This window comes from Priestia sp. USM5 (assembly GCF_058323215.1).
Map to the genome: position 1 here is coordinate 3,871,458 of NZ_JBSGKN010000001.1, position 24,539 is coordinate 3,895,996.

At 38.4% G+C, this 24,539-nt stretch carries 22 protein-coding genes; 6 read left to right on the forward strand and 16 right to left on the reverse strand.

Annotation, left to right across the window (positions count from 1 at the left end):
• The first annotated feature begins 533 nt into the window (after positions 1–533).
• The 4 genes from ACWATA_RS20395 (at position 534) to ACWATA_RS20410 (ending at position 4,754) form a co-directional block, all read left to right on the forward strand.
• On the forward strand, positions 534–698 hold the full coding sequence (locus ACWATA_RS20395; protein WP_080754377.1) for an aspartyl-phosphate phosphatase Spo0E family protein: 165 nt from the start codon (positions 534–536) through the stop codon (positions 696–698).
• Between the two features lie 227 nt (positions 699–925).
• On the forward strand, positions 926–2,605 hold the full coding sequence (alsS, locus tag ACWATA_RS20400; RefSeq protein WP_081732846.1) for an acetolactate synthase AlsS: 1,680 nt from the start codon (positions 926–928) through the stop codon (positions 2,603–2,605).
• 16 nt (positions 2,606–2,621) lie between these two features.
• Positions 2,622–3,335, forward strand: a complete 714-nt coding sequence (budA, locus tag ACWATA_RS20405; RefSeq protein ID WP_028412303.1) for an acetolactate decarboxylase — start codon at positions 2,622–2,624, stop codon at positions 3,333–3,335.
• A 237-nt stretch (positions 3,336–3,572) separates the two neighbouring features.
• A complete protein-coding gene (locus tag ACWATA_RS20410) occupies positions 3,573–4,754 on the forward strand; it encodes an MFS transporter (protein ID WP_047751628.1) in 1,182 nt (393 codons plus the stop codon).
• Positions 4,755–4,803: 49 nt separating this feature from the next.
• Here ACWATA_RS20410 and nasC read toward each other — a convergent pair whose 3' ends face one another.
• Both nasC and nirB read right to left on the reverse strand, forming a co-directional pair.
• Positions 4,804–6,954: an assimilatory nitrate reductase catalytic subunit NasC gene (gene nasC / locus ACWATA_RS20415; protein WP_034269430.1), complete on the reverse strand. Its 2,151-nt coding sequence runs from the start codon at positions 6,952–6,954 to the stop codon at positions 4,804–4,806.
• A gap of 19 nt (positions 6,955–6,973) precedes the next feature.
• Positions 6,974–9,319, reverse strand: coding sequence for a nitrite reductase large subunit NirB (gene nirB, locus ACWATA_RS20420; RefSeq protein WP_473050153.1), 2,346 nt, complete (start codon positions 9,317–9,319; stop codon positions 6,974–6,976).
• A 337-nt stretch (positions 9,320–9,656) separates the two neighbouring features.
• Between nirB and ACWATA_RS20425 the strand changes: the two genes are divergently transcribed.
• A complete protein-coding gene (locus ACWATA_RS20425) occupies positions 9,657–10,091 on the forward strand; it encodes a hypothetical protein (protein ID WP_033578088.1) in 435 nt (144 codons plus the stop codon).
• Positions 10,092–10,142: 51 nt separating this feature from the next.
• Here the strand turns inward: ACWATA_RS20425 and lrgB are convergent, their stop codons facing one another.
• The 12 genes from lrgB to ACWATA_RS20485 form a co-directional block, all read right to left on the reverse strand.
• A complete protein-coding gene (gene lrgB, locus ACWATA_RS20430) occupies positions 10,143–10,823 on the reverse strand; it encodes an antiholin-like protein LrgB (protein ID WP_028412309.1) in 681 nt (226 codons plus the stop codon).
• 33 nt (positions 10,824–10,856) lie between these two features.
• A complete protein-coding gene (lrgA, locus tag ACWATA_RS20435) occupies positions 10,857–11,291 on the reverse strand; it encodes an antiholin-like murein hydrolase modulator LrgA (RefSeq protein WP_028412310.1) in 435 nt (144 codons plus the stop codon).
• Positions 11,292–11,453: 162 nt separating this feature from the next.
• Positions 11,454–12,194, reverse strand: coding sequence for a LytR/AlgR family response regulator transcription factor (locus ACWATA_RS20440; RefSeq protein WP_098113872.1), 741 nt, complete (start codon positions 12,192–12,194; stop codon positions 11,454–11,456).
• A 1-nt stretch (position 12,195) separates the two neighbouring features.
• The gene (locus ACWATA_RS20445; protein WP_221817862.1) at positions 12,196–13,947 is read right to left on the reverse strand and encodes a sensor histidine kinase; all 1,752 of its coding nucleotides are present in this window, start codon (positions 13,945–13,947) and stop codon (positions 12,196–12,198) included.
• A gap of 119 nt (positions 13,948–14,066) precedes the next feature.
• Positions 14,067–15,395, reverse strand: a complete 1,329-nt coding sequence (locus tag ACWATA_RS20450) for a 6-phospho-beta-glucosidase (protein ID WP_034269418.1) — start codon at positions 15,393–15,395, stop codon at positions 14,067–14,069.
• Entirely contained in the window at positions 15,392–15,721 is a 330-nt protein-coding gene (locus tag ACWATA_RS20455) for a PTS lactose/cellobiose transporter subunit IIA (RefSeq protein ID WP_034269415.1), read from the reverse strand. Before ACWATA_RS20455 ends, ACWATA_RS20450 begins: the two co-directional genes overlap by 4 nt.
• A 13-nt stretch (positions 15,722–15,734) precedes the next feature.
• Positions 15,735–17,093, reverse strand: a complete 1,359-nt coding sequence (celB, locus tag ACWATA_RS20460; RefSeq protein WP_028412317.1) for a PTS cellobiose transporter subunit IIC — start codon at positions 17,091–17,093, stop codon at positions 15,735–15,737.
• Between the two features lie 13 nt (positions 17,094–17,106).
• A complete protein-coding gene (locus ACWATA_RS20465; RefSeq protein WP_028412318.1) occupies positions 17,107–17,412 on the reverse strand; it encodes a PTS sugar transporter subunit IIB in 306 nt (101 codons plus the stop codon).
• A 159-nt stretch (positions 17,413–17,571) separates the two neighbouring features.
• Positions 17,572–19,521 carry a BglG family transcription antiterminator gene (locus ACWATA_RS20470; protein ID WP_154991717.1) on the reverse strand — a complete coding sequence of 650 codons (1,950 nt, stop codon included), beginning with the start codon at positions 19,519–19,521 and terminating at the stop codon, positions 17,572–17,574.
• A 259-nt stretch (positions 19,522–19,780) separates the two neighbouring features.
• Complete coding sequence (locus ACWATA_RS20475; RefSeq protein ID WP_047751634.1) at positions 19,781–20,359, reverse strand: TetR/AcrR family transcriptional regulator; 579 nt, start codon at positions 20,357–20,359, stop codon at positions 19,781–19,783.
• Positions 20,360–20,363: 4 nt separating this feature from the next.
• Positions 20,364–21,086 carry an MBL fold metallo-hydrolase gene (locus ACWATA_RS20480; protein ID WP_033578080.1) on the reverse strand — a complete coding sequence of 241 codons (723 nt, stop codon included), beginning with the start codon at positions 21,084–21,086 and terminating at the stop codon, positions 20,364–20,366.
• Between the two features lie 272 nt (positions 21,087–21,358).
• Positions 21,359–21,697, reverse strand: coding sequence for a YflT domain-containing protein (locus tag ACWATA_RS20485; protein WP_028412322.1), 339 nt, complete (start codon positions 21,695–21,697; stop codon positions 21,359–21,361).
• A 446-nt stretch (positions 21,698–22,143) separates the two neighbouring features.
• On the opposite strand from ACWATA_RS20485, the gene ACWATA_RS20490 reads away from it, so the two are divergent.
• The gene (locus ACWATA_RS20490) at positions 22,144–23,535 is read left to right on the forward strand and encodes an amino acid permease (protein ID WP_033578078.1); all 1,392 of its coding nucleotides are present in this window, start codon (positions 22,144–22,146) and stop codon (positions 23,533–23,535) included.
• 72 nt (positions 23,536–23,607) lie between these two features.
• On the opposite strand, the gene ACWATA_RS20495 is transcribed toward ACWATA_RS20490, so the two are convergent.
• Together ACWATA_RS20495 and ACWATA_RS20500 are read right to left on the reverse strand one after the other, a co-directional pair.
• Positions 23,608–23,742: a hypothetical protein gene (locus tag ACWATA_RS20495; protein ID WP_260506497.1), complete on the reverse strand. Its 135-nt coding sequence runs from the start codon at positions 23,740–23,742 to the stop codon at positions 23,608–23,610.
• Positions 23,743–23,870: 128 nt separating this feature from the next.
• Positions 23,871–24,500: a copper homeostasis protein CutC gene (locus tag ACWATA_RS20500; RefSeq protein WP_034269397.1), complete on the reverse strand. Its 630-nt coding sequence runs from the start codon at positions 24,498–24,500 to the stop codon at positions 23,871–23,873.
• Positions 24,501–24,539 lie beyond the last annotated feature (39 nt).

Genomic DNA, 24,539 nt, shown 5'->3' on the forward strand with positions numbered 1-24,539 from the left:
TTTAGGGAATGGTGTTTGGCGGCACTTCCCTATAGTAAAAAGACAGCTTCCTTGCAGAAATGGACAAGGTGTAATCAACTACGGCCGATTATGGGTGCAGGACCTTTTTCTTTATTAGTCTATGTCTTTTTTTTACTTCCCATACACAAAAATAAAAAAACCTCCGAGTTGGCGGTCTCGAAGGTTTTTTCTAGTGAATCGTTTTCGACAAATCCTCATCCGGGCTAACAAGGTTCAGATCTAATAAGATTATGTGATGAATTTCTTCACCTTACAAGTTAAACTTGTCAAAGCTAAGAATTCATTCGCTTGTTAAGAATAACTGAACGTGCGCTCCGGATTGTCATTTTTCCTAGCCTTAGTATATCATATTTGTTGAAAATAGGTAAAAAAAGTGTTCGACAAAGCTTGTCAGCAGCTCTTTACCTATTTCATATTTTTCAAAACAAAAAACATTTTACAAATATGAAGGAATTTCATACTATTAGATAAAAGATAGAAGATAGAAGTATTCTGACTTGGAGAGGATTTCAATGAAGCAACCACAGTTAGAAAAAGAAATTCGAGCCTTACAATCAGATATTTACCAATTAGCTAAGAAAACAAGCAGCTATTCTCACGGTGAGATCTTAAAATTAAGTCAAAAGCTAGATCAAAAAATTGTTCGTTACCAAAAGCTTTTTAACCATACCAAATAAGAGCCGCGTAGGACTTTCACTTGCTATCCCCCAAGTACCATAAACCTACAGATAAAACAGATGTGTTTTATTCGCAATAGGTACATCTCTGCTTCCCTAATTAATTAGGGAAGTTTTTTATTTAGAAAATTAAAACCTTCTCCTTTCCTTTGGTTAGTTGTCATACAAATTGGGTATTCAATCAGTAGGCCTTAAAACTTATTTAAGAAACTTAAAGGAGAGAATGCATGATGAGTAATGCTGATACTACCGAAACAAAAAAAGGCGCCGATTTACTAGTAGAAAGTTTAGCAAGTCAGAATGTGCCTTATATTTTTGGCATTCCAGGAGCCAAAATTGATGGCGTATTTGATGTTTTGAAAGAAAAAGGACCGGAAGTAATTGTTTGCCGCCACGAACAAAATGCTGCGTTTATGGCAGCTGCTATGGGAAGATTGACAGGTACGCCGGGCGTTTGCCTTGTCACATCAGGTCCAGGTGCCGCTAATTTAGCCACTGGCCTTGTCACTGCTACTTCTGAAGGTGATCCAGTGGTAGCCCTAGCAGGAGCCGTTCCAAGAGCAGATCGATTAAAAAAGACGCATCAATCAATGGACAATGAAGGACTATTTAAATCTATCGCCAAATTCAGCGTTGAGGTAGAAGATGCTGCAAACGTTCCAGAAGTGATAACAGACGCCTTTCGTGAAGCTGTTTCTTCTCCTTCAGGAGCATCTTTTGTCAGCTTGCCGCAGGATGTAATGGATGGCGAAACATCAGCTTCCACTCTATCCTTTCTAAAAACTCCTACGATTGGCGCTGCTAATTTAGACGCTGTTGCCCAAGCTATACACACTATTCGCACAGCAAAACTACCTGTTTTACTTTTAGGTATGAGAGCAAGTAAATCTAAAGCAGTGGAATCAATCCGTCAACTCGTAGCAGAACATGACCTTCCTGTCGTAGAAACGTTCCAAGGTGCGGGAGCTGTTTCACGAGAGCTTGAAACTCACTTTTTTGGACGAGTAGGTCTTTTTCGCAATCAGCCTGGAGACGTCTTATTGAAGCATGCTGACGTCGTCTTAACAATCGGATATGACCCAATTGAATACCCTCCTTCTCTTTGGAACTCAGAAAGTCAAAGAAGCATTATTCATTTAGATGATGTACAAGCACAAGCTGACCACCATTATCAGCCGGAAATTGAGTTAGTAGGGGATATCCCAAGCACCATCGACATATTAGCGGATAAACTCCCACATTTAATACGTTCAAAAGAAAGTGCTTCTTTTTTAAAAACGCTAAAAAGCAAACTTGAACAACCTGACGATCAGTACGAGTTTTCTAATGACACTCACCTTCATCCCCTACAGTTAATTGAAGCTCTGCAGGACTTTGTTGAAGATGATACTACCATCACATGTGACGTTGGTTCGCATTACATATGGATGGCTCGTTATTTTCGTTCCTATGAACCTCAGCATTTACTATTCAGCAACGGCATGCAAACGTTAGGTGTTGCTTTGCCTTGGGCTATTTCAGCTGCACTCGTTCGCCCCCATAAAAAAGTTCTGTCCATGTCTGGAGACGGCGGGTTTTTATTTTCAGCTATGGAGCTCGAGACAGCTGTTCGGTTAAACTTACCAATTGTTCACATTATCTGGAACGATCGAACCTACGATATGGTTGGCTTTCAACAGCAGATTAAATATGGCCGAAAATCTGCGGTAGAGTTCGGGAGTGTAGACTTTGTTACGCTTGCTGAAAGTTTTGGTGCCAAAGGATTTAGAGTGAACTCACCAGAAGAATTTTCGGACACTCTAGCAAGCGCTTTTCGTGAACAAGGCCCCGTTATCATCGACGTGCCTGTAGATTATAAAGATAATGAAAAATTAAATACACAGCTACTGCCAGATCAAATTAACTGAAAGGACTGAGTAAAGAATGAGCAATAAAGAAAAATTAACGATTCACCAAACTTCCACTATGATTGCTTTATTGGACGGAGTATTTGACGGTGTTGTCACATACAGGGATTTAGCTAAGAAAGGTGATTTCGGCATCGGCACGTTTAATCAGCTGGATGGTGAAATGATTGCCTTTGACGGAGAATTTTATCACATTGCTGATGGGAAAGCCGCACCTATTAGTGAAGATGCAAAAACACCTTTTGCCATTATGACAACCTTTTATGAAGATATCTCTTATCGTGTAGAAGAGGAAATGAACCGTGAACAACTAGAAACCTTAATGAACGAGCTTATTCCCAGTCCGAATTTATTCTATGCAGTACGCATTGACGGGAAGTTTAAAGAAGTAAAAACTCGCACTGTTGCAAAGCAAGAGAAACCCTATCCTTCCATGGTAGATGCAGCTGCTGATCAGCCTACATTTACATCTTCAGATGTAAATGGAACACTAGCAGGTTTTTACACGCCAGAATATTCTTCAGGCATCGGTGTTCCCGGGTATCACCTGCACTTTATTGATGAATATAAAAAAGAAGGTGGACATGTTTTAGACGTCTCCGTTCAGGATGTTACCATTCAAATTTGCAAAAAAACGAAATTAAATCTCAATTTATCGGAAACAAGTGAATTTCTAAATGCTAATTTAGAAGACCATGATGTAGAAGAAGAAATTGCGACGGCTGAATAAGAAACGATACTTTTACTGATAAAAAAACTCTCATCGCTGCGCATGACGATGAGAGTTTTTTTATGAACACTTCGTGTATCTTTAAGTTTCCTCCCATTTCTATTAGTAATATAGGTCTCCCATAAAACCACGGAAGAAAGCCTAACACAGAATGATACATAAGAAAGAAAGCATAGTATCATAATTACCATATTGCAACAGCTTTACGCTGTATATAAAAAAGGAGGTTTTTAAGCAATGTTTTCTAAACGGCCCTTATCTGTACTTCTTATCTCGACTTTATCTATGATTATTGCTTTTTCAGTATGGTCTGTCTTCGCGCCTATCGCCGCAGATATTCAAGTGATGTATTCATTAACCAATGCTGAAAAAAGTATCTTAATTGCCACTCCCGTCTTATTAGGTTCACTCATGCGGATTCCGATGGGAATTTTAACAGATCGCTTCGGCGGAAGAAAAGTGTATTCGTTAACAATGCTTGCTCTTTTACTCCCTACCATTTGTGCAGGCTTTACTCATTCTTACTCCATGCTGCTCTTTTGGGCATTTTTTATCGGCATGGCTGGAACAACATTTGCTATTTCCATTACATATGTCTCTAAATGGTATTCACCTCAAAAGCAAGGTTTTATTTTAGGAATTGCGGGGATGGGCAACTTAGGATCAGCGGTAGCAAGCTTTAGTATTCCACTTATCTTTTCTTCTTTTGGCTTGCCTTGGGTATTTTGGAGTTTAGCAATTGCGGTAGCTTTAATGGCTCTTTTATTATGGGTAGGAACTTCAGACCACCCTTCTGCTGCTTCTCCTAAAACGTTGCAGGAATCTTTATCGGTATTAAAATTTAGAGAAACGTGGTTTTTGTCCGTTTTCTATTTTTTAACATTCGGTGGATTTGTCACATTCAGCATCTATCTCCCTACCATTTTGCACGATCAATTTAATGCATCAACCGTAGACAGCGGGCTGAAAACAGCTATTTTTGTTGTATTAGCAACGTTTGTACGGCCTCTTGGAGGATATTTATCGGATGTATTCGGAGCAAAAAAAGTACTCACCTTTGTCTTTACCGGAATGCTGCTAATAGGATTATTTATCGCCTTTACCATCAGCTCCTTCGCGCTATTCAGCGCAGGTTGCTTACTTGCAGCCATTACCCTTGGTATCGGAAATGGAGCTGTTTTTAAAATGGTTCCATCTGTTTCAACAGGAAATATTGGAGCTGTTACGGGGATCGTAGGAGCATTCGGAGGAGTAGGCGGCTTTTTCCCTCCTATTGTGCTAGGCTTTATAAAAGATACAAGCGGAGATTACGTTGTCGGTTTTTCCTTACTAGCGCTTTTTGCTCTATTCTGTCTCTTACTGAATTATTCTGGATTCAAAAAACAAGATGTACGTATTAACCAAAAGCACCTTGCCTGATTCCACGTAAAAAGCCTCTTTTTGCAAGAGGCTTTTTGCATCAGCATTTTTAATAACTGCTTCTTTTTACAGAAGGGCTAATATTCACGGCACTTACTTTAAAGCCAGGCATCTTACAGGCGGGATCTAATTTCTCAGAAACAAGGTTATTAACATTTTGAGAATCCGCCCAGTGAAAAGGAACAAATACGGTATCTGGCCGAATGCCCTCTGAAAATTTGCTTCTTACCACAATCCTTCCATATGAAGATTCAATTTGTACTAATTCTTGATTCGAAATTTCATATTTTTTCGCTGTTGAAGGGTGGATTTCCATAAAAGATTCGAAATTTCTAGCAGATAAAGATGCACTTTTTCGCGTTTGTACACCCGTTAAATAGTGTGACACCACTCTCCCTGTTGTTAAATAGAGAGGATATTTTTTCGTTATTTTTGCTTTAGGAACAATAGCTTGATTGGAGACAGGGACCATCATCGCCTTTCCATCACTATGAGCAAAACGTGTTTCAAACAGGCGCTCGGTTCCTTTATCTGTTAAGCTTCTGCATGGCCATAAAATCCCTTTTTCCGCTCGTAATCGTTCGTACGTAATACCGGAGTAATCCGCGATTCCTCCTTTACTTGCTATTCGCAGTTCATTAAATATTTCTTCAGCTGATGAAAACGAAAAATGTTCCTCTTTCCCTAAAACTTTAGCAATTTCACATAGTATTTCCCAGTCGTGTTTGATTTCGCCACGGCACGGAAAGCTAGCTTCGCGCAATGTAACTCTTCCCTCTACATTTGTCATCGTTCCTTCATCTTCCAAATAAGAGGATGCTGGTAAAATTAAGTTTGCTAATTTTGCCGTTTCTGATTCAAACATATCTGCTACCACTAGAAATTCAAGCTTTTCAAAAGCCTTCTTAACAAAATTAGCGTTTGGATTTGAAACGGTTGGATTTGAACACATCAGAAACAGCCCTTTAATTTCACCGTCATGAATTTTTTCAATCATTTCATATGCAGAAACACCTTTTCTAGGAAGATCTTTCTCCTCTATATTCCAAACATCTGCTATATACATCCGATGCTCGTGATTTTCGATTGAACGGTAGCCTGGAAGCTGATCTGCTTTTTGACCGTGTTCTCGGGCTCCTTGCCCATTTCCTTGACCAGTAATGGCTCCATATCCGCAGCGGGGTTTACCGATTTTCCCGACAGAAAGTAGAATATTCAAAAAGTTCTGCACAGCAGCACTCCCGTCTGTTTGCTGCTCTACCCCTCTAGCAGTAAAAATCATTCCTGTTTCTCTTTGACCAAACATACGGGCAGCTTGATACATTTTCTCAAGCGGCACTCCCGTTATTTCTTCAATGACACTAAATTCTAGAGACGCCACATATTGCATTACCTCTTCAAATCCATTAACACGTTCTTGTAGAAATCGTTCATCTAGATAATTTTCTTCGATAATGACCTTCAAGATTCCATTGGCTAATGCCGCGTCGCTCCCCGGTTTAAGCTTCAGGTGTAAATCAGCTATTTTAGTTGTACCTGTCTCTCTTGGATCAATAGCAATAATAAAAGCTCCGTTTTCTTTTGCTTTTTCAAAATAAGGCATAATCGTTGGCTGGCATTCCGCAATATTTGTTCCAGCTAACATAATACATTCAGTAAACGGAATCTCTTGTAAGCTATTCGTAAATCCTCGGTCCATGCCAAATGTTTTACTAGCAGCAGAAGCAGCAGCTGACATACATAAGCGTCCATTGTAATCAATATACTTTGTTTTTAACGCAACTCGAGCAAATTTCCCTAATAAATAAGCTTCTTCATTTGTAATAGAGGCACTTCCATAAACACCTAGCGCATCTGCTCCATTCTTCTCTTGAATCTCTGTAACGTGCTCTTTAATATAGTCAAGAGCTTCCCTCCAAGAAATCTTTACAAACTCTCCGTTTACTTTTAACAAAGGATATTGAATCCGATCTTTATGCAAAGGATGCTGGTGCGCATTCATTCCTTTGATACATAATCTTCCTTGAGAAGTAGGGTTGTCTCTTCCAATTGTTTTATACGTTTTTCTTTTTACATGTGTTTGTTCAACTAACTGCATTTTGCACTGCATGCTGCAGTAAGGACACTGCGTATTATAGATACGCTCGGTTTCAACTTGCTTTTGCTGCTCACGAAAATATTTCAACAGCATCTCAGTCATCGTAGGTCACCCTTCTTTCCTATAATAAATATGTGATTGCACGAGAGCGTTCTGAGCTGAGCTGCTTCATTAAATACTCTCGATTGTCTGCCTCAAACAAAACTTCTCTGACATGAACAATTCCTACTCGCTCGATCCAGCTGCCGACAGCTTCTAAATAGTTCCCCGTTTCACGGTAATATTGAATCAAAGAACAGCTGATTTCTATCGCTTCTTCGTTCGTTTCGGCCACATAAAACAGCTCCCCGCTTCTGGCTTCTGTGCTGCTTCCGCCAGCATATATTTCCCAACCTCTGTCTATTCTTCTTAATCCTATATCACTTGTTGTGACATCCTCTGTAATGTGAAAACAAGAAGCAATACTGATTTTGATATCGCATGGGGTCTTTACGTATTCAAGCTGTTTGTCTAATTCATTTGATAAAGCAAGAGCAGGTTCATACTGACAAATACACGTTCCTTTTCCTATATAAACAGATACATTTTTCACTGTACGTTCATATAGCTGCTGAAGTCCTCTATCTATTTCCTCACTTATCAACGAAAGATATTCTTTTTTCACTCCAATAAGTTGAATGCGCTGATCACTTGTTAAACGAATATTCGAGATGTTGTACCTTTCAGCTACATTTGCTATGTTCCTTAATTCCTTTACATTTGTCAGACCACCGTGAATTTGCGGTACCACTGCATAAGTACCGTCATGAAGCAAAACGGCCTGTTCATTCTCCGTAGTAAATAAAGAATGTCGATTATTTTCATAATGAGGATTCATCATATTTAAATAGTAATGAAGACCGCCTTCACATAACGAGCAGCCTTTCATGTCTTTAAACTTTAACATTTCTCTTACTTGCTGAACCGTTTCAAATTGATATTGCTGCATTTCTCTTACCAGCTCATCTTCTGATAGATGTGTACAAGCACAAAAGGTTTTTTGTTCAATGTTTTCATCAAATTCATTGCTTTGAATATATGTTAAAAGATCTGTTACAAGGGGCTTGCATCCTCCGCATGAACCAGAAGCTTTCGTGCAATTTTTTATTTCATCTACTGTCGTTAAATCATGTTTCTGTACTGCTTCAATAATAGCTCCCTTGGTTACACCGTTACAGTTACATACCATATCTGTAACTGACATAGAAGCTGCTGCATTTTCCTTTTCATATTGAGAAGGAAATAATTGTACTTTTTCCGCTTGCGACAAATCCTTTTTTTCACTAATCATTTGTGATAGCTTTATAGCCTCACTGGTATCCCCAAAAAGAACGGCTCCCACTATTCTCCCTTCGCGAAAAACTACTTTTTTGTATATACCATCTAACATATTCGAAATCGTAATAGCTTTTGCACCTTGATTTTCCTTAAACTCTCCGACCGAATAAACGTCTATTCCTGATATTTTTAACTGAGTGGAAAGAACGGACCCGCCATAACCCTCGTTTTTCATTTGGCAAAGGTGTCGCGCTAAGACTTTCCCTTGTTCGTAAAGAGGAGCAACAAGGCCGTATGTCATCCCCCGATGTTCAGCGCATTCACCTACTGCATAGATATCCGGAATGCTCGTTTCTAAATAATCATTTACGATAATTGCTCTATTTGTTGCTATTCCGCTTTTTTTAGCGAGATTCACATTTGGCCTCACTCCTGTAGCCATTACAACTAAATCAGCTGCAACTTTGCTGTTATCGTTAAATCGGACGCCTTCTGCTCGATTTCCCCCTATAATCTCATCCGTATGTTTGTTTAATAGAAAACTCATGCCTTGCTTTTCCAATTCTTCTCTTAACATGGCAGATGCTGCTCTGTCTAGCTGTCGCTCCATTAAAAAACCCGAATGATGAATAACTTGAACATCCATCCCTAAATTTAATAGTCCTCTAGCAGCTTCCAGCCCTAACAGACCTCCTCCAATAACCGCTGCTTTTTTATATTGTTTAGAAATTTCAATCATTTTTTGACAGTCTTCAATGGTACGAAAACCGAGGACACCTTCTTTTTCAGCACCTTTAACGGGGAGCATATACGGGCTCGAACCAGTAGCAATAATAAGCTTGTCGTACATCGTCTCTCTGTTTTTATCTGTTTTTATTATTTTTCTCTTGGTGTCTATGTGCGTAACACTTTCTCCTTTAAATAAATTGATATTATTTTCGTTATACCATGCAAAAGAATGAATGTTAATATCTTCAAGCTTTGTACTGCCTTGTAAAACGGTTGATAATAAAATTCGATTATAGTTAACGTGAGGCTCACTTCCAAAAACAGTAATATCAAAACAATCTGGAGAATGAATAAGAATTTCTTCAATACAGCGCATTCCCGCCATTCCGTTTCCGATTACTATCAGCTTTTGTTTCGTCATATAAAAACCTCCAACACATAGATTCAGACCGTAAAATATACATTTTTTATTATTTCATAAACTTCTCTAAAAGAAATGGACCTTGTTATAACTTCTAACATTAAAATCTGTTTAAAGCGTATGAATACGCCGATACCTTTCGTTGAAAGCAGGCTTTTATATAGAAGATTAATCTGCTTTAAAAAGGGGTAGAAAAAAGGATGCTGTGCTTGCATTACCTTTCTCTACGCTTTATAAGTACTCTATATAAAATTTTGTTATCTTCTTTTTGCCTACTATTTATTTATTTTGAAATCAATTATGATAAAAGAAAGAGTCTGAATTGGAGGTTTAAAACATGTCAATAACCGTTCACGCCACTCAGTGGATTCATTTTCAAATTAAATTGTATAACCTTCATTCCAAAACGAGATCGCTTAAAGATCAAAAACTAGAATTACCTCTACCAGAATTCCATCAAAACCTGATCATATTTACATCAGCAGCACGTCATGGCCTTACGTTTGGATATCAAGCCATTCAATGGGATACACCCTATACTTCTTCTCCGATTTACATAGAGCATCAGTCTATTCCGTGGTCCACTTTAGAACAACGTTCCCATAAGCGTATAACCGAACATATTACAGCTATTTTCTTAGAGACAATGTTTTATAGACAAAGTCAATTCAAACAATGTCAATTTTGTTTTGAATTTATCATTCCTGAGAGTCTTTTTGACCATACAACCTGCCAAAACTGCGCATCACGACATTTTGGAGTGGTGTATTAACAAATAAAAGCCTGAAGAAGTCAGAGGTTTTCTGACATCTTCAGGCTTTTATTACATGACTAGCTGAACAAAAAGTGGAATAACGGCAACTGTGACGACACCTACAATAACGACTGCAATACTTGCCATGGCTGCTTCTACTTCTCCCATTTCAATCCCTACGGCTACTCCTAGCGCATGCCCGGACGTTCCCAGCGCTAATCCTTTTGAAATTGGATTTTTCACTTTGAATACTTTTAAAAATAATGCGCCCAGTGCATATACAATAACTGCATTAAAAATAACGGCAAAGGAAGTAATAGCAGGAATCCCTCCAATATCTTGAGACAATGGCAGTGCAATTGCTGTTGTAGCTGCTTGTGGGAGCATTGATTTCATCACGACTTCATCCATATGAATACCTTTAGCAATCGCAAAAATAATCGCTACTGAACAAACTGATCCTACTGCAATAGAAGAAAGAATTTGCCACCAGTACTTTTTTAATTTATCGGCTTGCTTATATAAAGGGATGGCAAAAGCAATTGTTGCCGGTTCTAAAAAGAAGCTGATAATTTTTCCGCCGCTACTGTACTCCTCATAAGAAAAGTGACCAAGTTTCAAAAAAGCAATCCCGAGCACCATTGCCACAAATAAAGGAGTAAATAAGAAAAACCCTTTTGACTTTTTAAATAAATACGTTCCAATACCGTACGCAGCTAAAGAAACCACGATTCCAAAATACGGATTCATCTTTCCAACCACCTTGTCTCTTTATAATTGATATTACGCAATGCCCTGTTTTTTTGTTTTTTCACTCATATCTACATCTTTTATTTCTTCTTTTGCTTTATTATCTTTTGTCATGCCAAGTATAAGCTGTGAAAATAAGCCTGTAACGCCTAACAAAATAATCGTTGCCACGATGATAACTAAACAAATTTGAATGCCGTACTGCTGCATAACACCTAATGAATTCATAACAGAAATACCTGCTGGTACAAATAAAAATCCGATCAAAGAAGTTAAAGCCGTTCCCAGTGACTCAACTTGCTCTAGTTTAATAATCTTCAAGCAGAGTGCAAGAAATAACAGCACAAGTCCAATAACTGAAGCTGGCATCGGAAAAGGCAAATGCTCTGCAATAAAATCTGAAATCAACATAATTACGGAAAAAATAAATGCTTGTGTTAAAAAGCCATACACTTTTTTAGCACTCATTTCTTTCACCTCTCTCTGTTTGTTGACTTCATTATATAAAATGAAAACACATTAGAAAGCGTTTTCAAATCAAAGAGTCGAATATTTGTGCTCACTTACAAAAATCGAGCCTTGAAATGCAAAAAACAGCCTGCTAACATGCATACGCAAGCTGTTTCTTACTTAAATTCCTAAACGCTTCTTCAATTCTTTAGCATATGTACGGCTGACAGGAACTCGCTTATCGTTTTTCATCACTAAATTATACGTGGAATTAAACCATGGCTGTACTTCGGAAATATGATGTACGTTGACGATATAACCCCGGTGCACACGAACAAACGACTGAGAAGGGAGCTTTTTTTCTAGCATAGCCAGCGTATCTGCAGTATGATAGGATTCTGTTATGGTCTGAATGGTGACTTCTCCTTCTATTAGCCCTACAAACAAGATGTCCTCTATATTTACTAACACAATTGAATCGTCTACAGAAATCGCTAACTTTCCCGTTTGAGAAGAAGACTCTCCTATCGGTTCTTCTTCTTTAACAACGTGATGAGGAACACGCATTTTTTTATATTTATGAATGGCCTGCACCACTCTTTCTTCATCAAAAGGCTTCAAAATATAGTCAATTGCATCTACTTCAAAGGCTTGTAAAGCGTACTGATCGTACGCAGTTGCAAATATAATAGCAGGCGGGTTTTTCATTTTTTTAAGCCTTTTCGCAATATCAAAACCGCTGTCATCTGACAATTGTATATCTAAGAATAATAAATCCGGCTTTTCATCCATCATTTTATCCAACGCCTCTTCGATACTTTCAGCTTCTTCAATGAAGTCTACTTCTTTCGTTCGGTGGAGTAAATATTTTAATTCATCTCGCGCTAACATTTCATCGTCTACTATTAGTACTCGCAGCATATTACATACCCTCGCTTTTTAATTCAATTGGTATAACAAACGAAACTGCTGTTCCTTCTGTTACGTCAAACTCCAGTGTCGTTTCTTTTCCAAACAATCCATGTAAACGTTGTTTAATATTGTAAAGAGCCGTCCCCGTTCCTTTTTCTGAAAAAACAGGCTCATTGCCAAGCAGTTCCAATCGTTTTGTGTCTATACCTTGTCCATTGTCTTTTACCTTTACGTATACATATTTATCTTTTGTCTCAATATAAACTTCTACGCGACAGTGTTTTTGTTTGCGCGGAAACGCGTGCCGAATGGCATTTTCCACAAGTACTTGAAGAATAAACGGCGGAAGCAAGACATCATCTAGTCCTTCTTCAATATACATGTCAATTTCGTATTTATTAGGGAATCTGGCTTGTTCAAGCGATAAGTACGCGTGAACATGATCAAGCTCTTTTGATAACGGAATCAACAGCTGCCTTGCACCTTGCAAATTGGAACGAAAATAAATGCTTAGCTGCAGTAGCAGCTTTCTGGCTTTTTCTACGTCCTGTCTGCACAGCGCCGATATCGTATTAATGGCATTAAATAAAAAGTGAGGATTCACCTGTGCCTGTAAAGCTTTAATCTCCGCATCTTTTAGCAATTTACTTCGAAGCTCTGCTTCGCCGAGCTCTAGCTGAGTTGAAAAAAGTTTGGCCAATCCTTCTGCCAGCTCTTCCTCCACCCGGCTTAACCCGCTCGCATCTTTAAAGTACATTTTTAGTGTTCCAATGGTAGTACCGTGAGAAGTAAGCGGCATTACAATTGCGGCATGAAGCGGGCAGTCTTTATGCTGACAATCAATTTGTTCTCTGGATTTTGCTTTCATAATTTTCCCCGTCTTCAGCACTTCGTGAGACAGCCCGGTAATTAAACTGTGCGAAGGAACATGGTGATCAATTCCTTCTCCCACATGAGCTAAAATTTTGTGCGTATCCGTTAACGAAACAGCGTCCGTACCTGTGAAGCGATGAATAATATTTGCAACATTTTCACATGATTCACTAGTGAGACCCTGCCGAAAATGCGGAAGAGTTTGATCCGCGATTAATAATACTTTGTGTGTCTGAAGCGCTCTCATTTGTTCTTCTTGCCGTAAAATGGACTGAATAATAGATAAGAAAATATAGCTTCCCGTACCATTTACAATAATCATTGGAATAGCAATAATACTCACTAGCGTCCATGCCGAATCAAACGGTTTAGCAAATAATAAAATAATCAGCATCTGAAGCGTTTCCATCGCTATGCCTACAAGTGCAGCAAAGCGCGGTGTAATCGTTCGATGTTTTTTCCGGTAGGCATAACCGATATATCCAGTTAACACTCCTGCCAAAACGGATGAAACAGCGCAGCTAAACGCCGTACTCCCACCTAACATAAAGCGATGAACGCCGGCAAGTAGTCCTACTCCTAAACCAACAAAAGGACCGCCAAGCAGACCGCCCATTTCCACACCCATAATCCGCGTATTTGCAATGGAGCTTGATGGATCTACTTTTAATAATAAATCTTCATTTCGAATAATCGTTCCTTGAATTTCAATTCCCGTGTAGTTACTAATAATGCTAAAAAGAGAAAAAATAAAAATAAGTACAGCTTTTCCTTTATAACCTTGCTGTTTACGGAGAAATTGCCGAAAAACTTTTGTATGTGCTAGCAAAAAACCTAAGATGACAATAACTCCGACTCGTTCTACCATCATAATTAATAAATGAATCATTTCTAGCCACCCTTTGCTGTCTGTTTCTATTTTATATTGTTACATTGATGGTGTCAGAAATCTAGCTGTATAAACAGAAAAAGCTGTTCGAATACGTACTGTATTCGAACAGCTTGACTTTAAGCTTGAACGGTTTTAAAAAATTGAGGCAAGTAATCTTTATGAGCTTCTAACATCTCATCGACGATTTGTTTAGCTAGTTTATCAGAAGCAACAAGAGGATTAATGGTTAATGCTAAAATAGCTTTGTCATAATCTCCTGTCACTGCTGCTTCAGCTGCAATCCGCTCAAATGACTTAATGGTTTGAACAAGACCGCGGACAGGTACGGGAAGATCGCCGACTGAAATTGGCTTTGGACCATCTTTTGTAATGATACAGCTTACTTCTACAGCAGAATCAGCTGGAATGCTTGCAATAGCGCCATTGTTCACTGTGTTTACAGGTTGAATATCGCCTTTATCCGTATAAATGGATGTAATCAATCGAACCGCTGCATCACTATAATAAGCACCTCCGCGCTGTTCCAATTGAGGCGGTTTAATGTCTAGGTTAGGATCTTTGTACAGTTCAAACAGCTCTTTTTCCAACTGTTTCACGACTTCTGCTCTGGTTTCACCTTTTTCATAATTAACAAGCTCTTTTTCTACCATTTCACGCGTTTTGTAGTAGTACATGTGATATGGACACGTTAACGCATTTAGCGCTTTTGTGAATTCTGGCTCCCATCCAAGTCCTGCTACATTTTTCACAAAGCTGCTGTTAGTTGGATCACTCAATAAATCAATAACTTGATCTTTGACACTTACACCATCTACATATACATCTAATCCGTAGACCATGTGATTTAAACCAGCAAAATCAATTCGAATGCGAGAGTGGTCTACATCAAGCAGCTTAGCAATCCCCATTTCCATTCCGATTGGCACATTACAAAGTCCTACAATCTTTTTAATGTTACTATAGCGAAGCACAGCTTCTGTTACCATGCCAGCAGGATTTGTGAAGTTAATCAGCCAAGCTTCTGGACATAACTCTTCAATGTCACGGCAGATATCTAAAATAACGGGAATGGTGCGAAGTCCTTTAAATAATCCTCCCGGTCCGTTTGTTTCTTGACCGAGCACCCCGTATTTAAGCGGGATTCTTTCATCTTTCGCTCGTGCATCTAACAAGCCAACGCGAAATTGAGTTGTTACGAAATCCGCATCTTTTAGTGCTTCTCTTCGATTTAACGTTAAATGAACCTCGATTGGCAAACCTGATTTTTTCACCATTCTCTTCGCTAAATTTCCAACAATCTCTAATTTTTCTTTTCCTTCTTCCACGTCTACTAGCCACAGTTCTCGAACTGGAAGTTCATCATATCGTTTAATAAACCCTTCTATTAGTTCAGGCGTATAGCTTGAACCTCCGCCAATCGTTACAATTTTAATACCTTTTGTCATAATGTAATCCCCCCAGAAATTTTGATTGCTTCATATAAATCTACAAATTCAGTAGCCATTTCTTTTACCGTCATCGCATTCATTAAATGATCTTGAGCATGAATCATGAGCAGAGAAATTTCTGTGCTATCCCCTCTAATTTCTCCTTGAATTAACGACGTTTGGATATGATGAGCAGCATTTAATTCTTCAGAAGCTTGTGTAAGCTTTTCACGCGCTTCTGAAAAATCTCCCTTTTTGGCAGCCGCTATCGCTTCCATTGCTGAACTTCTGCCGTTTCCACCGTGTAAGATTAATTTAAAAATATATTCTTGAACGCTTTCCATTCTTTATCCCTCCTCACACAATATCTTTCTGTGTATCACTTGGTACCCCTTCAACTGCAGGCTGTATACCATGTTCTTCAGTGAATTTTTGTTTATCCCACATTCTAAAGAAAGGATAATAAATGCAAACAGAAATGCCGATGTTAATAGCTTGCATAACTGCACCCGATAATTTTCCTCCTGTGGCCAAATAGCCAGAAATAATCGGAGGCATGGTCCAAGGAACCGCAATACCTGCTGGTTTTGCTACCAGTCCTGTCGACATGGCAATATAGGTTGCTACTACCGTCACAAGAGGGGTAATAATAAACGGAATAAGCATCATTGGATTCATCACCATCGGAAGTCCAAAGATAATCGGCTCATTGATATTAAAAAGAGCTGGCCCTATTCCTAATTTACCAAGCTGCTTCATTTGTTGACTGCGCGCTTTTAAAATCATGGCAACGACTAGAGCTAGTGTCGCTCCGCTGCCTCCGATATTAATCCAAATGTCAAAGAACTGCTGTGTGAAAATATTGGGTAATGCTTCATGGTTAGCAAATGCAATTCTGTTTTCATCCATAGCTCCATACCAAATTGGAGCCATAATTCCACCGACAATATTCGCTCCATGAAGTCCACAAGACCACATGAGCATAATAACAAGCTCGGCAACTAGCGTACCGCCTAAACTGCCGCCTAACACACCTAAAGGCTTTCCAAGCAATTCTCCAACGATATTATGCAGACTTCCAAAATGCGTTTGTTCTACTAACAAACGTAAAATCCAAATAAATGCTATTACCGTGAAGCCAGGAATAAGAGCGGCAAACGATTTTCCAACAGCGGGTGGAACTCCATCAGGCATCTTGATGACAATATCTTTTTGAATAAACCATCTGTAAATTTCCGTAGAGAGAATCGCGACAATCATTGCTACGAAAAGTCCTTTACTTCCCATTAAAGCGGTTGGAATTCCGCCGTCTACTAAAATAGCTTCTTTAGCGCCGCTTGGGAGAAACGACACTTTATACGGAGTAGCAAGTAAAAAGGCAGCAAGTGAAATAGCACCTGCGGACAAAGCGTCTACTCCATATTTTTCAGCTAATCGATAGGCTATTCCGAAACAAGCAAGCAGCGCCATAATATCGAATGTAGCTCCAACTGGATACGCCATTTTTGTGGCCCATTCTTTTCCGAAAATCCCTGCCATAAAGTCGTTGTAACCTGGTATCGGTAAATTCGATAGTATTAAAAATACGGAACCGATAATAATGAGCGGCATTGTTAGAACAATACCGTCTCGAAGTGCTTGTAAATGGCGTTGACCTGCCATTTTTCCGGCGATAGGCATTACTTTGCTTTCAAGCATACTATTAAATTTGCTCATGTAGTCCACACTCCTATTTTGAAACTAGTTGAGCTGCAAATTTTAACACTTGTTCTCCATTACACGTTCCGTAGTGAACAGGATTTATAACGTCAACTGGCACTCCTTTTTCTTCACCTAGCTTCTTAAGCTGCGGCAGCAAGTAGCGCACTTGAGGTCCTAATAACAGTACATCTGCTTGATCAATATGGTTGCGAACAGAGTCACCAGGAACTGCCCAAATTTTATACTCCGTGCTTTGGTCCTGAGCACTTTTTTCCATTTTTGTTACTAGTAAACTTGTAGACATTCCAGCTGCACAACATAATAGAATATTCATCTGTCATTCCCCCGTTTTTTTATTTTGCTATCTGTTTTGTTGATAGTTTTATCTTAAAATAAAAGCGCTTACATTTATACACAACCTTTTTCCGTTAGTAACGGAAAAATTATGTTTGAACATTCAGATAAAAGAAGAAGCCCCTCTCTTGGACTTCTTTTATCTAATATTTTTCATAAATACCTCTATAAACTCCTCATAATCCTTGCACTTTACTAAGCGCTGCACGACCTGCTTGTCATCCACAACGCGAACCAACAAACTGTACATCTTCTGCAAATCGCCTTGATTATTCGCTTTTACACTTAAAAGACAAATAAATTGCACAAGATTTCCTTCCCACATAATCGGTTTTTTTAACGTGCAAATGGCCCAAAACGTCGTATCGGTTTGAGGAACCATAGGATGCGGAATCGCAACGAGATTGCCAAAACTTGTTGGGGATGCAGCTTCTCTTTCAAAAACAGATTCTATAAATTGAAAAGGAACTAGTCCTAGATGAGTTAATTTCTCTCCTAAAAAATGAAGCACTTCTTCTCTTGTTTGAAATTCTTGCTGTAAATATACTAATTCTTTTTTCGTGTATTCTAACGAAGACTGCGGTTTATTCTTCATTAAACATTCAATTTTTTTAAAATCATTGTTTCCTAGAATTGTACTTACTTGTACTACAGGAACAGGAAGATCCTCTGGAATTGGAATGGTACTAACAATAAAATCTAAAGAGTGCAGCGACATTTGGTGAAGCTTATAATACTGAGTTGTTCCTAAAATAGTAAGATTTAATCCAAACGTAGCCTGCAGCTTATATGATAATAGCTTGGCACTCCCTACTCCCGATGCGCATACAATCAAACAGCGCTTAGGCTGATTGATAATTTTCCGACGTTCAATGGCCCCTCCAATATGTAAAGCTAAATAGCCAATTTCCGTTTCATGCATGTCAATTTCAAGGCGATTTTTTAAAACCTTCCCGGCAATAATTCCAGCTTCAAAAGCAAGAGGGTAATGACTCTTAATTCCTTCAAGCATCGGGTTTCGCAGATTCATTCCATATTTATAGCGGTTGATAGCCGGTTTCAAATGCAAACTCATGCCAAGAATCAACTCTGAATCTTCACTAATTCCTAAATGAAGCTCTTTTTCAATTGCTTCTAATATAGCCGCTGTTAATTCATAAATATCTGCGGCAATAAACTGCTTCACTTCTTTGTCTTCATGATTGCTACTGTTGAGCATTTTTGTACCTAGCAAATGAATGGCGATATACGCTGTTTCTGATTTCGGAAAACGAATCTTGAATGCCTTTTCAATTTCCCTCACAATTTCAGCTGCTACTTCATATTCTTTATGCTCCATAATTTCAAGCAAGTCTTCTGAATACAAAGAGATAAAATTTTCTTCTTGTATTCGCTTACAAGCTATTGCTAAATGAATGATTAAATTATTTAATCCAATATCTGAAACCATAATATTGTATCGTTTTATTTGATTTAAAATGTGGGCTTTAATCGTTAAGATTGATTCTTGGGGCAGGATGGATATTTCATTGTATACCATATCTACTTCTTTATCTTTTCGGTTAAATATGTACTCAGACATACAAAATCTCATTTTCATTTCGTCCCCTTTAGCTTTCAAGCCATAGTTAGGACGTTTTTCTAAAAGAATATCATACTTACACAGCTGTTTTTTAACATCTCTTAAATCGTTTTGAACCGTTGATTTGCTAATATATAACTCGTCTGCTAAATCTTCGAGCTTCAAATATCCGTCTGCTAGCAGCAGTCTTTTAATTAAATAATGCACGCGGTCATCAGGAACGGTTGGAACAGAAGTTGAATCAAATAATTGATTAGCCGAAAGTTCTTTTAATAGCTGATGAAATTGTTTTTCATCTAAAACGCTAAGTTCATATCCCGTCCCTCGAGCTGATTTAATTTTGGCCCCGTACTGAGACAACATGTCATCTAACTGTTTTATATCCGTTCGAATAGTTCGAGAAGATACCTGATTTACTGTTGCTAAATATTCGCTCGTAACGGTTGATAATGTAGACTGTACGGACATTAGTTCTCTTAATATGACGATCATTCTTGAATTAAGCATGTTTGTTTCTCTCCATTCTCAGAAGATTTCCCCTTTATAAAATAAATTAAAAGAGCTGGTTATTTTAAACAAAAGCAAAAAATACCTAAACAGCAACAAACAGAAACTACCTTTTCTGTCCTTGCAGCTTAGGTTTTGCCTGCTTCATCAGTAACAACCCTAAAACAATAGGAATAAATGTCTTTATTTGTAATCTATCATTCTTTCTGTTTTTTTTCAATTTCCATTAAAGCGTTAGGCTTAGTGGCATTAATGAAATTTATGGGGTCTGTTCATACCGGTGTAGCCCCAATACAAACGTACGAATTAAAAAATCTAGTGTCTCATCAGTACTCAACGGCATGCCAAATCCCCCTTTTTGCTCCAAAGAAGAAAATCCATGTAAAATGCTGCGGAGACTTCTAACAGCATGAAGGGCTTCACTTTCCGGAAGATGATACGGTTTTAACACCTCCAGCACTAAAAATACGATGTTATCAGATGCTTTTTGTACTTCTTCATCCTGTATCGTTGGTGCCACCGTTGCCGTTGCTTCGTATATTCCGGGAGACTTTCTTACAAATGAAACGTACGCTTTACTTAGCTGATAAACAGCGTCTTCTGCAGAAGCATGTTCAACAGCACTTTTTAGAAGATAGTGTAGCTGCTGCAGTCCGCTTAAAGCCAGTTCTTTGCGCAGCTCTTCTAACCCTTTTATATGATTATACAAAGACGGAGGGCGAACATCTAATTCTTTGGCTAATGAAGCAATTGTAACAGCATAAAACCCTTCACGATTGGCCAAATTTTCACCTGTTTGAATAACCTTTTTGAAATCTAGTCCTTGTCGTGGCGACATCCCTTCATCTCCTCTTTTCTATTTTTACTTTTGCTTGTTGTATTGCTTTTTCCATCATTTTTAGCGGTTGAGAAAGCATTCTTCCGTGTCCAACAGCAAGAAGTGACGGGTTTAATTCATATAGCTTTTCTGCACTTTTAAGCGCTAGCTCTTTGCTCCACGTTCCAAAGGCAGGAAACGGAAACAGCGGTTTTAACTGACCTGATACGGCAACTCCTCCCCGCACTTGGAAAGAATCTCCCGCAATTAATGCGTTTGTTCTCTGGTCTAAAAAAGACATAGACCCAGGTGTATGTCCAGGTGTAAAAATAGGAGCAAGTGAGCCTATATAAGACTCTTCTTCGATGAAATGATCAATTTTAGTTGAAATCTTTCCTAGTTTTGGTATTCCTCCACGGATTGGGTTTTGAGGTTCTTCAGAATTGAGTGCAAAGTCTCCTGAAAATAATCGATAATCTCTTTGCGACATATAAACAGAAGCATTCGGCAAACTTTTCTTCAAATTATCAATCGCTCCGATGTGATCTTCATGAGTATGAGTAAAAACAATTCGAGTAATCGGTTTTCCAATTTGATCTGCAGCTTTCAAAATACCTGACGCGCTGTAAGGAAGAGCCGCATCAATTAACGTAAGACTGTCTTTCTCTTCGACTAAATAACAATTCACTGGAAAAAATCGAGGCAAAAACGTCAATTGATACAACATTTTCTCACGAACTATTCTCATTTCCTCATCCCCTATTATCAAAATAAAAACTAATGGTATTAGTTTTTATTTTAACTAATACCATTAGTTTTATCAATCATATATTGGAAAAAACAAAAAAGAGTGTGAGACATAACGAAATCGAGTGAATTTAAAGACAAACAAATGGAATAAAGGAGCTCGTATAGATCACTTGTTACACCGTCCCCACAAAAAAATCCGAACGCGGCTGATTCTTGATAGAGAATCAACCGCGTTCGGATCTTACTTTAACTAAACTACTTTTGCCCTAATTAAACGTCTTTTCTTTCTCCCGTAGCAGCCACTACAATCGCACTGCCTTTCTTTAACTCTTCTTCATATTTTTTAGTTTCGTCTTTTGATAAGCCTAGCGAAGCCATTTTTGTTCGAAGCTCATCTTCTCTTGTTAAAAATAAACTCGCTGCTGAATGTAAAGGACCTTCTTCAGACAGTCGAATAATATTTGTGTCCGTTACTTCAGTTAAATTTTTAGAATTTTCCTTGTCATAGGTAAACACGTATACTTCATTTTTCTCAAAACCTTTATCTGCAAATTGATTAACTGCTTCGTTAATATTCGCTCCGTTTTCTACTACTTCAACATGTTTCATTATTTATAACCTCCTGTTTCTATCGCACATCTTTCTTTTATACTTAGTAAAAGAATGAACTTCTTACTACTATATATACCCGTTTTCAGAAAGGAAAACCCGCATTTAGCGCTTTACGGAGAGTTTGAATATCATTCCATATTATCCTTTAATCGGATGTACATCTCTTTTGATTAACGTATCTAAAACAATCATTCAGCTTATTTTCAGCTACCATTCATAAAAAATTCATCTGCATTGCTTATTATAATAAAGAAAAAAGGCGCTAATCAGGTACTTTCTACGCATAATGAATGTCTGTGTCAGAGTAAGCCGGATATGAATGCAACCATTCATATCCGTTTTTTTATATGAAAGAACTTCTAACAACATCCTGTCCTTGCACCTTATAACATACTATAATTCTCCGTATTAACTAAAAATTCAGGTTATATAGGAGGTTACAAATGAACAGCCATCCACAGCCACAGTTAAAAAAAGAGTTAAAGATCCGGCATATCACCATGATTTCTCTTGGAGGAATTATTGGCGCTGGATTGTTTATTGGAAGCGGATCACTCATTAACACCGCTGGACCCGGCTCTATTTTTTCGTACGCATTTGCTGGTTTACTCGTTATTTTAGTCATGCGAATGCTTGGAGAAATGTCTACTGCAAATCCTTCCAGCGGTTCGTTTTCCACTTATGCAAAAGAGGCATTAGGCCCTTGGGCCGGCTACACAATTGGCTGGCTCTACTGGTTTTTCTGGGTTATCGTTATTGCTGTTGAAGCCATTGCAGGTGCAAATATTATTCAATACTGGTTCCCGTCTTTACCGTCTTGGGGAGTCAGCCTGGCTCTTACTTTTTTATTAACGATGACCAATCTGTACTCTGTTAAATCTTTCGGAGAATTTGAATATTGGTTTTCTCTCATTAAAGTTGTCAGTATCGTTCTTTTTTTACTTTTAGGTATTGCTATTATTTGTGGATTCATTCCAGGAATTGATTCTCCCGGCACTTCCAATCTTTTGCATAAAGGCGGCTTTTTACCGAATGGAATTAGCTCTGTATTTTTAGGAATCGCCCTTGTCATGTTCTCCTTTATGGGAACAGAAATTGTTGCAACCGCGGCAGGTGAATCTTCTCAACCTGAAAAAGCCATTACCATTGCGACCAATACCGTTATTTATCGTATTTTATTTTTCTATTTAGGATCTATTTTTATTTTAGTAACCGTTCTTCCGTGGAATTCATCAAGCCTAATGAAAAGCCCATTTGTCTCTATTCTTGAATTAGTAAACATACCGGCCGCCGCTCAAATTATGAACTTTATTATTTTAACAGCTGTCCTTTCTTGTCTGAACTCTGGTTTGTATACAAGCTCTCGTATGCTGTTTTCCATGTCTCAAAATGGTAATGCGCCAAAAAGCTTTTCAAAATTAAATAAAAAAGGCGTACCGGTTAGCGCGATATTAGCATGTACAGTTATTTCGTACATCAGCGTCATCTTTAACTATATTTCGCCAGATAAAATCTTTTTGTTCTTAGTGAATGCATCAGGCGGCGTAGCCCTTCTTGTGTACCTCGTTATTGCATTTTCACAAATTAAAATGAGAAAAAAATATGAAAAAGAAAACCCTGAAGCATTAAAAATTAAAATGTGGTTGTTTCCTTACTTAACTTACGCTACAATCCTTGCCATCACTAGTATCTTTATTGCCATGGCATTTATTGATTCATTGCGTTCACAGTTCTTTTTAACTCTTTTAATTGCTGTACTCGTCGTAGGTTCGTTTTTCTTTCAGCGTACCAAAATGACGAGCGGCTTAGCAGCAAAAGAAAACACATCAAAATAAAAGAGGTTGAGACATAACGAAATGAATCCAACCTAAAGATGAACAAGGGAGATAGATGAGCTGGACTGCTTATTACACAGCAGTTGATTTCCGTGCAAGGCTTCGCTTTCCGCGGGCGGGCGCTGAGCCTCCTCGTCGCTTGTGCTCCTGCGGGGTCTCATCTATTCCGCTGTTCCCGCAGGAGTCTTCGCCTTGCCCTCCAATCACCTGCTAGAAGGAACGAAACACATAAAACTATATTTACCATCACAAAAAAACGAACCACCAATCAAACATGTTGATTAGTGGTTCGTTTTTCACTTTGACTAACATACTTTTGTCCCAGCCTCTTTTATTTAATCCGATAAATCTCCTACAATTTTTGTTCCGTGTAATTCAGTCGCCTGTGTGTCTTTTATAACCCGATCTGCGTTGCCTTCATGAATTCCTCCGCCGGGCAAAATAATAAGACGGTCATTGGCGTATGTGATCAGTTCTCGGATCACCTGCAAGTTTTGCAAAGCAGACCCTTTCCCACCTTTGGTCAAAATGCGGTCTGCTCCCATTTCACTAAGTATATCAATGGCTTTGTATTTATCTTTAATCTCATCAAATGCCATATGAAACGTAACGCTTAAAGGACGAGCTTCTGCTATTAATTCTTTAGTGCGTCCGTGATCGATTTCATTTTTTTCTGTTAATATGCCGAATACTACTCCGTTTACTCCAAGGTCTTTACATGCTTTAACGTCTTTTTTCATAATTTGAAATTCTGCTTCCGAATATACAAAGTTCCCGCTTCTTGGGCGAATAATCACGTTGATATCTGTATCAAGATGTTCACTTGCATGTTGAATGGTGCCGTAACTTGGCGTAGTGCCTCCTTGACTGAGGTTGTCACATAATTCAATGCGGTCTGCTCCTAGCTTTTCGGCTTTTTTTGCCTGCTCATACCCTTCTACACACGCTTCTTTTATGTACTTCATACTTTCAACTCCTTTATTGGCTGTATAAATAAAGCCCAT

Excerpts from the sequence above, each read along its gene's own strand:
- nirB (WP_473050153.1), bottom strand. The coding sequence starts at position 9,319 with ATGACGAAACAAAAGCTGATAGTAATCGGAAACGGAATGGCGGGAATG.
- ACWATA_RS20440 (WP_098113872.1), bottom strand. The coding sequence starts at position 12,194 with ATGCTGCGAGTACTAATAGTAGACGATGAAATGTTAGCGCGAGATGAA.
- ACWATA_RS20465 (WP_028412318.1), bottom strand. The coding sequence starts at position 17,412 with ATGAATATTCTATTATGTTGTGCAGCTGGAATGTCTACAAGTTTACTA.
- ACWATA_RS20475 (WP_047751634.1), bottom strand. The coding sequence starts at position 20,359 with ATGTCGCCACGACAAGGACTAGATTTCAAAAAGGTTATTCAAACAGGT.
- ACWATA_RS20395 (WP_080754377.1), top strand. The coding sequence starts at position 534 with ATGAAGCAACCACAGTTAGAAAAAGAAATTCGAGCCTTACAATCAGAT.
- ACWATA_RS20500 (WP_034269397.1), bottom strand. The coding sequence starts at position 24,500 with ATGAAGTACATAAAAGAAGCGTGTGTAGAAGGGTATGAGCAGGCAAAA.
- nasC (WP_034269430.1), bottom strand. The coding sequence starts at position 6,954 with ATGACTGAGATGCTGTTGAAATATTTTCGTGAGCAGCAAAAGCAAGTT.
- ACWATA_RS20425 (WP_033578088.1), top strand. The coding sequence starts at position 9,657 with ATGTCAATAACCGTTCACGCCACTCAGTGGATTCATTTTCAAATTAAA.
- alsS (WP_081732846.1), top strand. The coding sequence starts at position 926 with ATGATGAGTAATGCTGATACTACCGAAACAAAAAAAGGCGCCGATTTA.
- budA (WP_028412303.1), top strand. The coding sequence starts at position 2,622 with ATGAGCAATAAAGAAAAATTAACGATTCACCAAACTTCCACTATGATT.
- ACWATA_RS20450 (WP_034269418.1), bottom strand. The coding sequence starts at position 15,395 with ATGACAAAAGGTATTAAAATTGTAACGATTGGCGGAGGTTCAAGCTAT.
- ACWATA_RS20455 (WP_034269415.1), bottom strand. The coding sequence starts at position 15,721 with ATGGAAAGCGTTCAAGAATATATTTTTAAATTAATCTTACACGGTGGA.
- lrgB (WP_028412309.1), bottom strand. The coding sequence starts at position 10,823 with ATGAATCCGTATTTTGGAATCGTGGTTTCTTTAGCTGCGTACGGTATT.
- ACWATA_RS20410 (WP_047751628.1), top strand. The coding sequence starts at position 3,573 with ATGTTTTCTAAACGGCCCTTATCTGTACTTCTTATCTCGACTTTATCT.
- ACWATA_RS20470 (WP_154991717.1), bottom strand. The coding sequence starts at position 19,521 with ATGCTTAATTCAAGAATGATCGTCATATTAAGAGAACTAATGTCCGTA.
- ACWATA_RS20485 (WP_028412322.1), bottom strand. The coding sequence starts at position 21,697 with ATGAAACATGTTGAAGTAGTAGAAAACGGAGCGAATATTAACGAAGCA.
- celB (WP_028412317.1), bottom strand. The coding sequence starts at position 17,093 with ATGAGCAAATTTAATAGTATGCTTGAAAGCAAAGTAATGCCTATCGCC.
- ACWATA_RS20445 (WP_221817862.1), bottom strand. The coding sequence starts at position 13,947 with ATGATTCATTTATTAATTATGATGGTAGAACGAGTCGGAGTTATTGTC.
- lrgA (WP_028412310.1), bottom strand. The coding sequence starts at position 11,291 with ATGAGTGCTAAAAAAGTGTATGGCTTTTTAACACAAGCATTTATTTTT.
- ACWATA_RS20490 (WP_033578078.1), top strand. The coding sequence starts at position 22,144 with ATGAACAGCCATCCACAGCCACAGTTAAAAAAAGAGTTAAAGATCCGG.
- ACWATA_RS20480 (WP_033578080.1), bottom strand. The coding sequence starts at position 21,086 with ATGAGAATAGTTCGTGAGAAAATGTTGTATCAATTGACGTTTTTGCCT.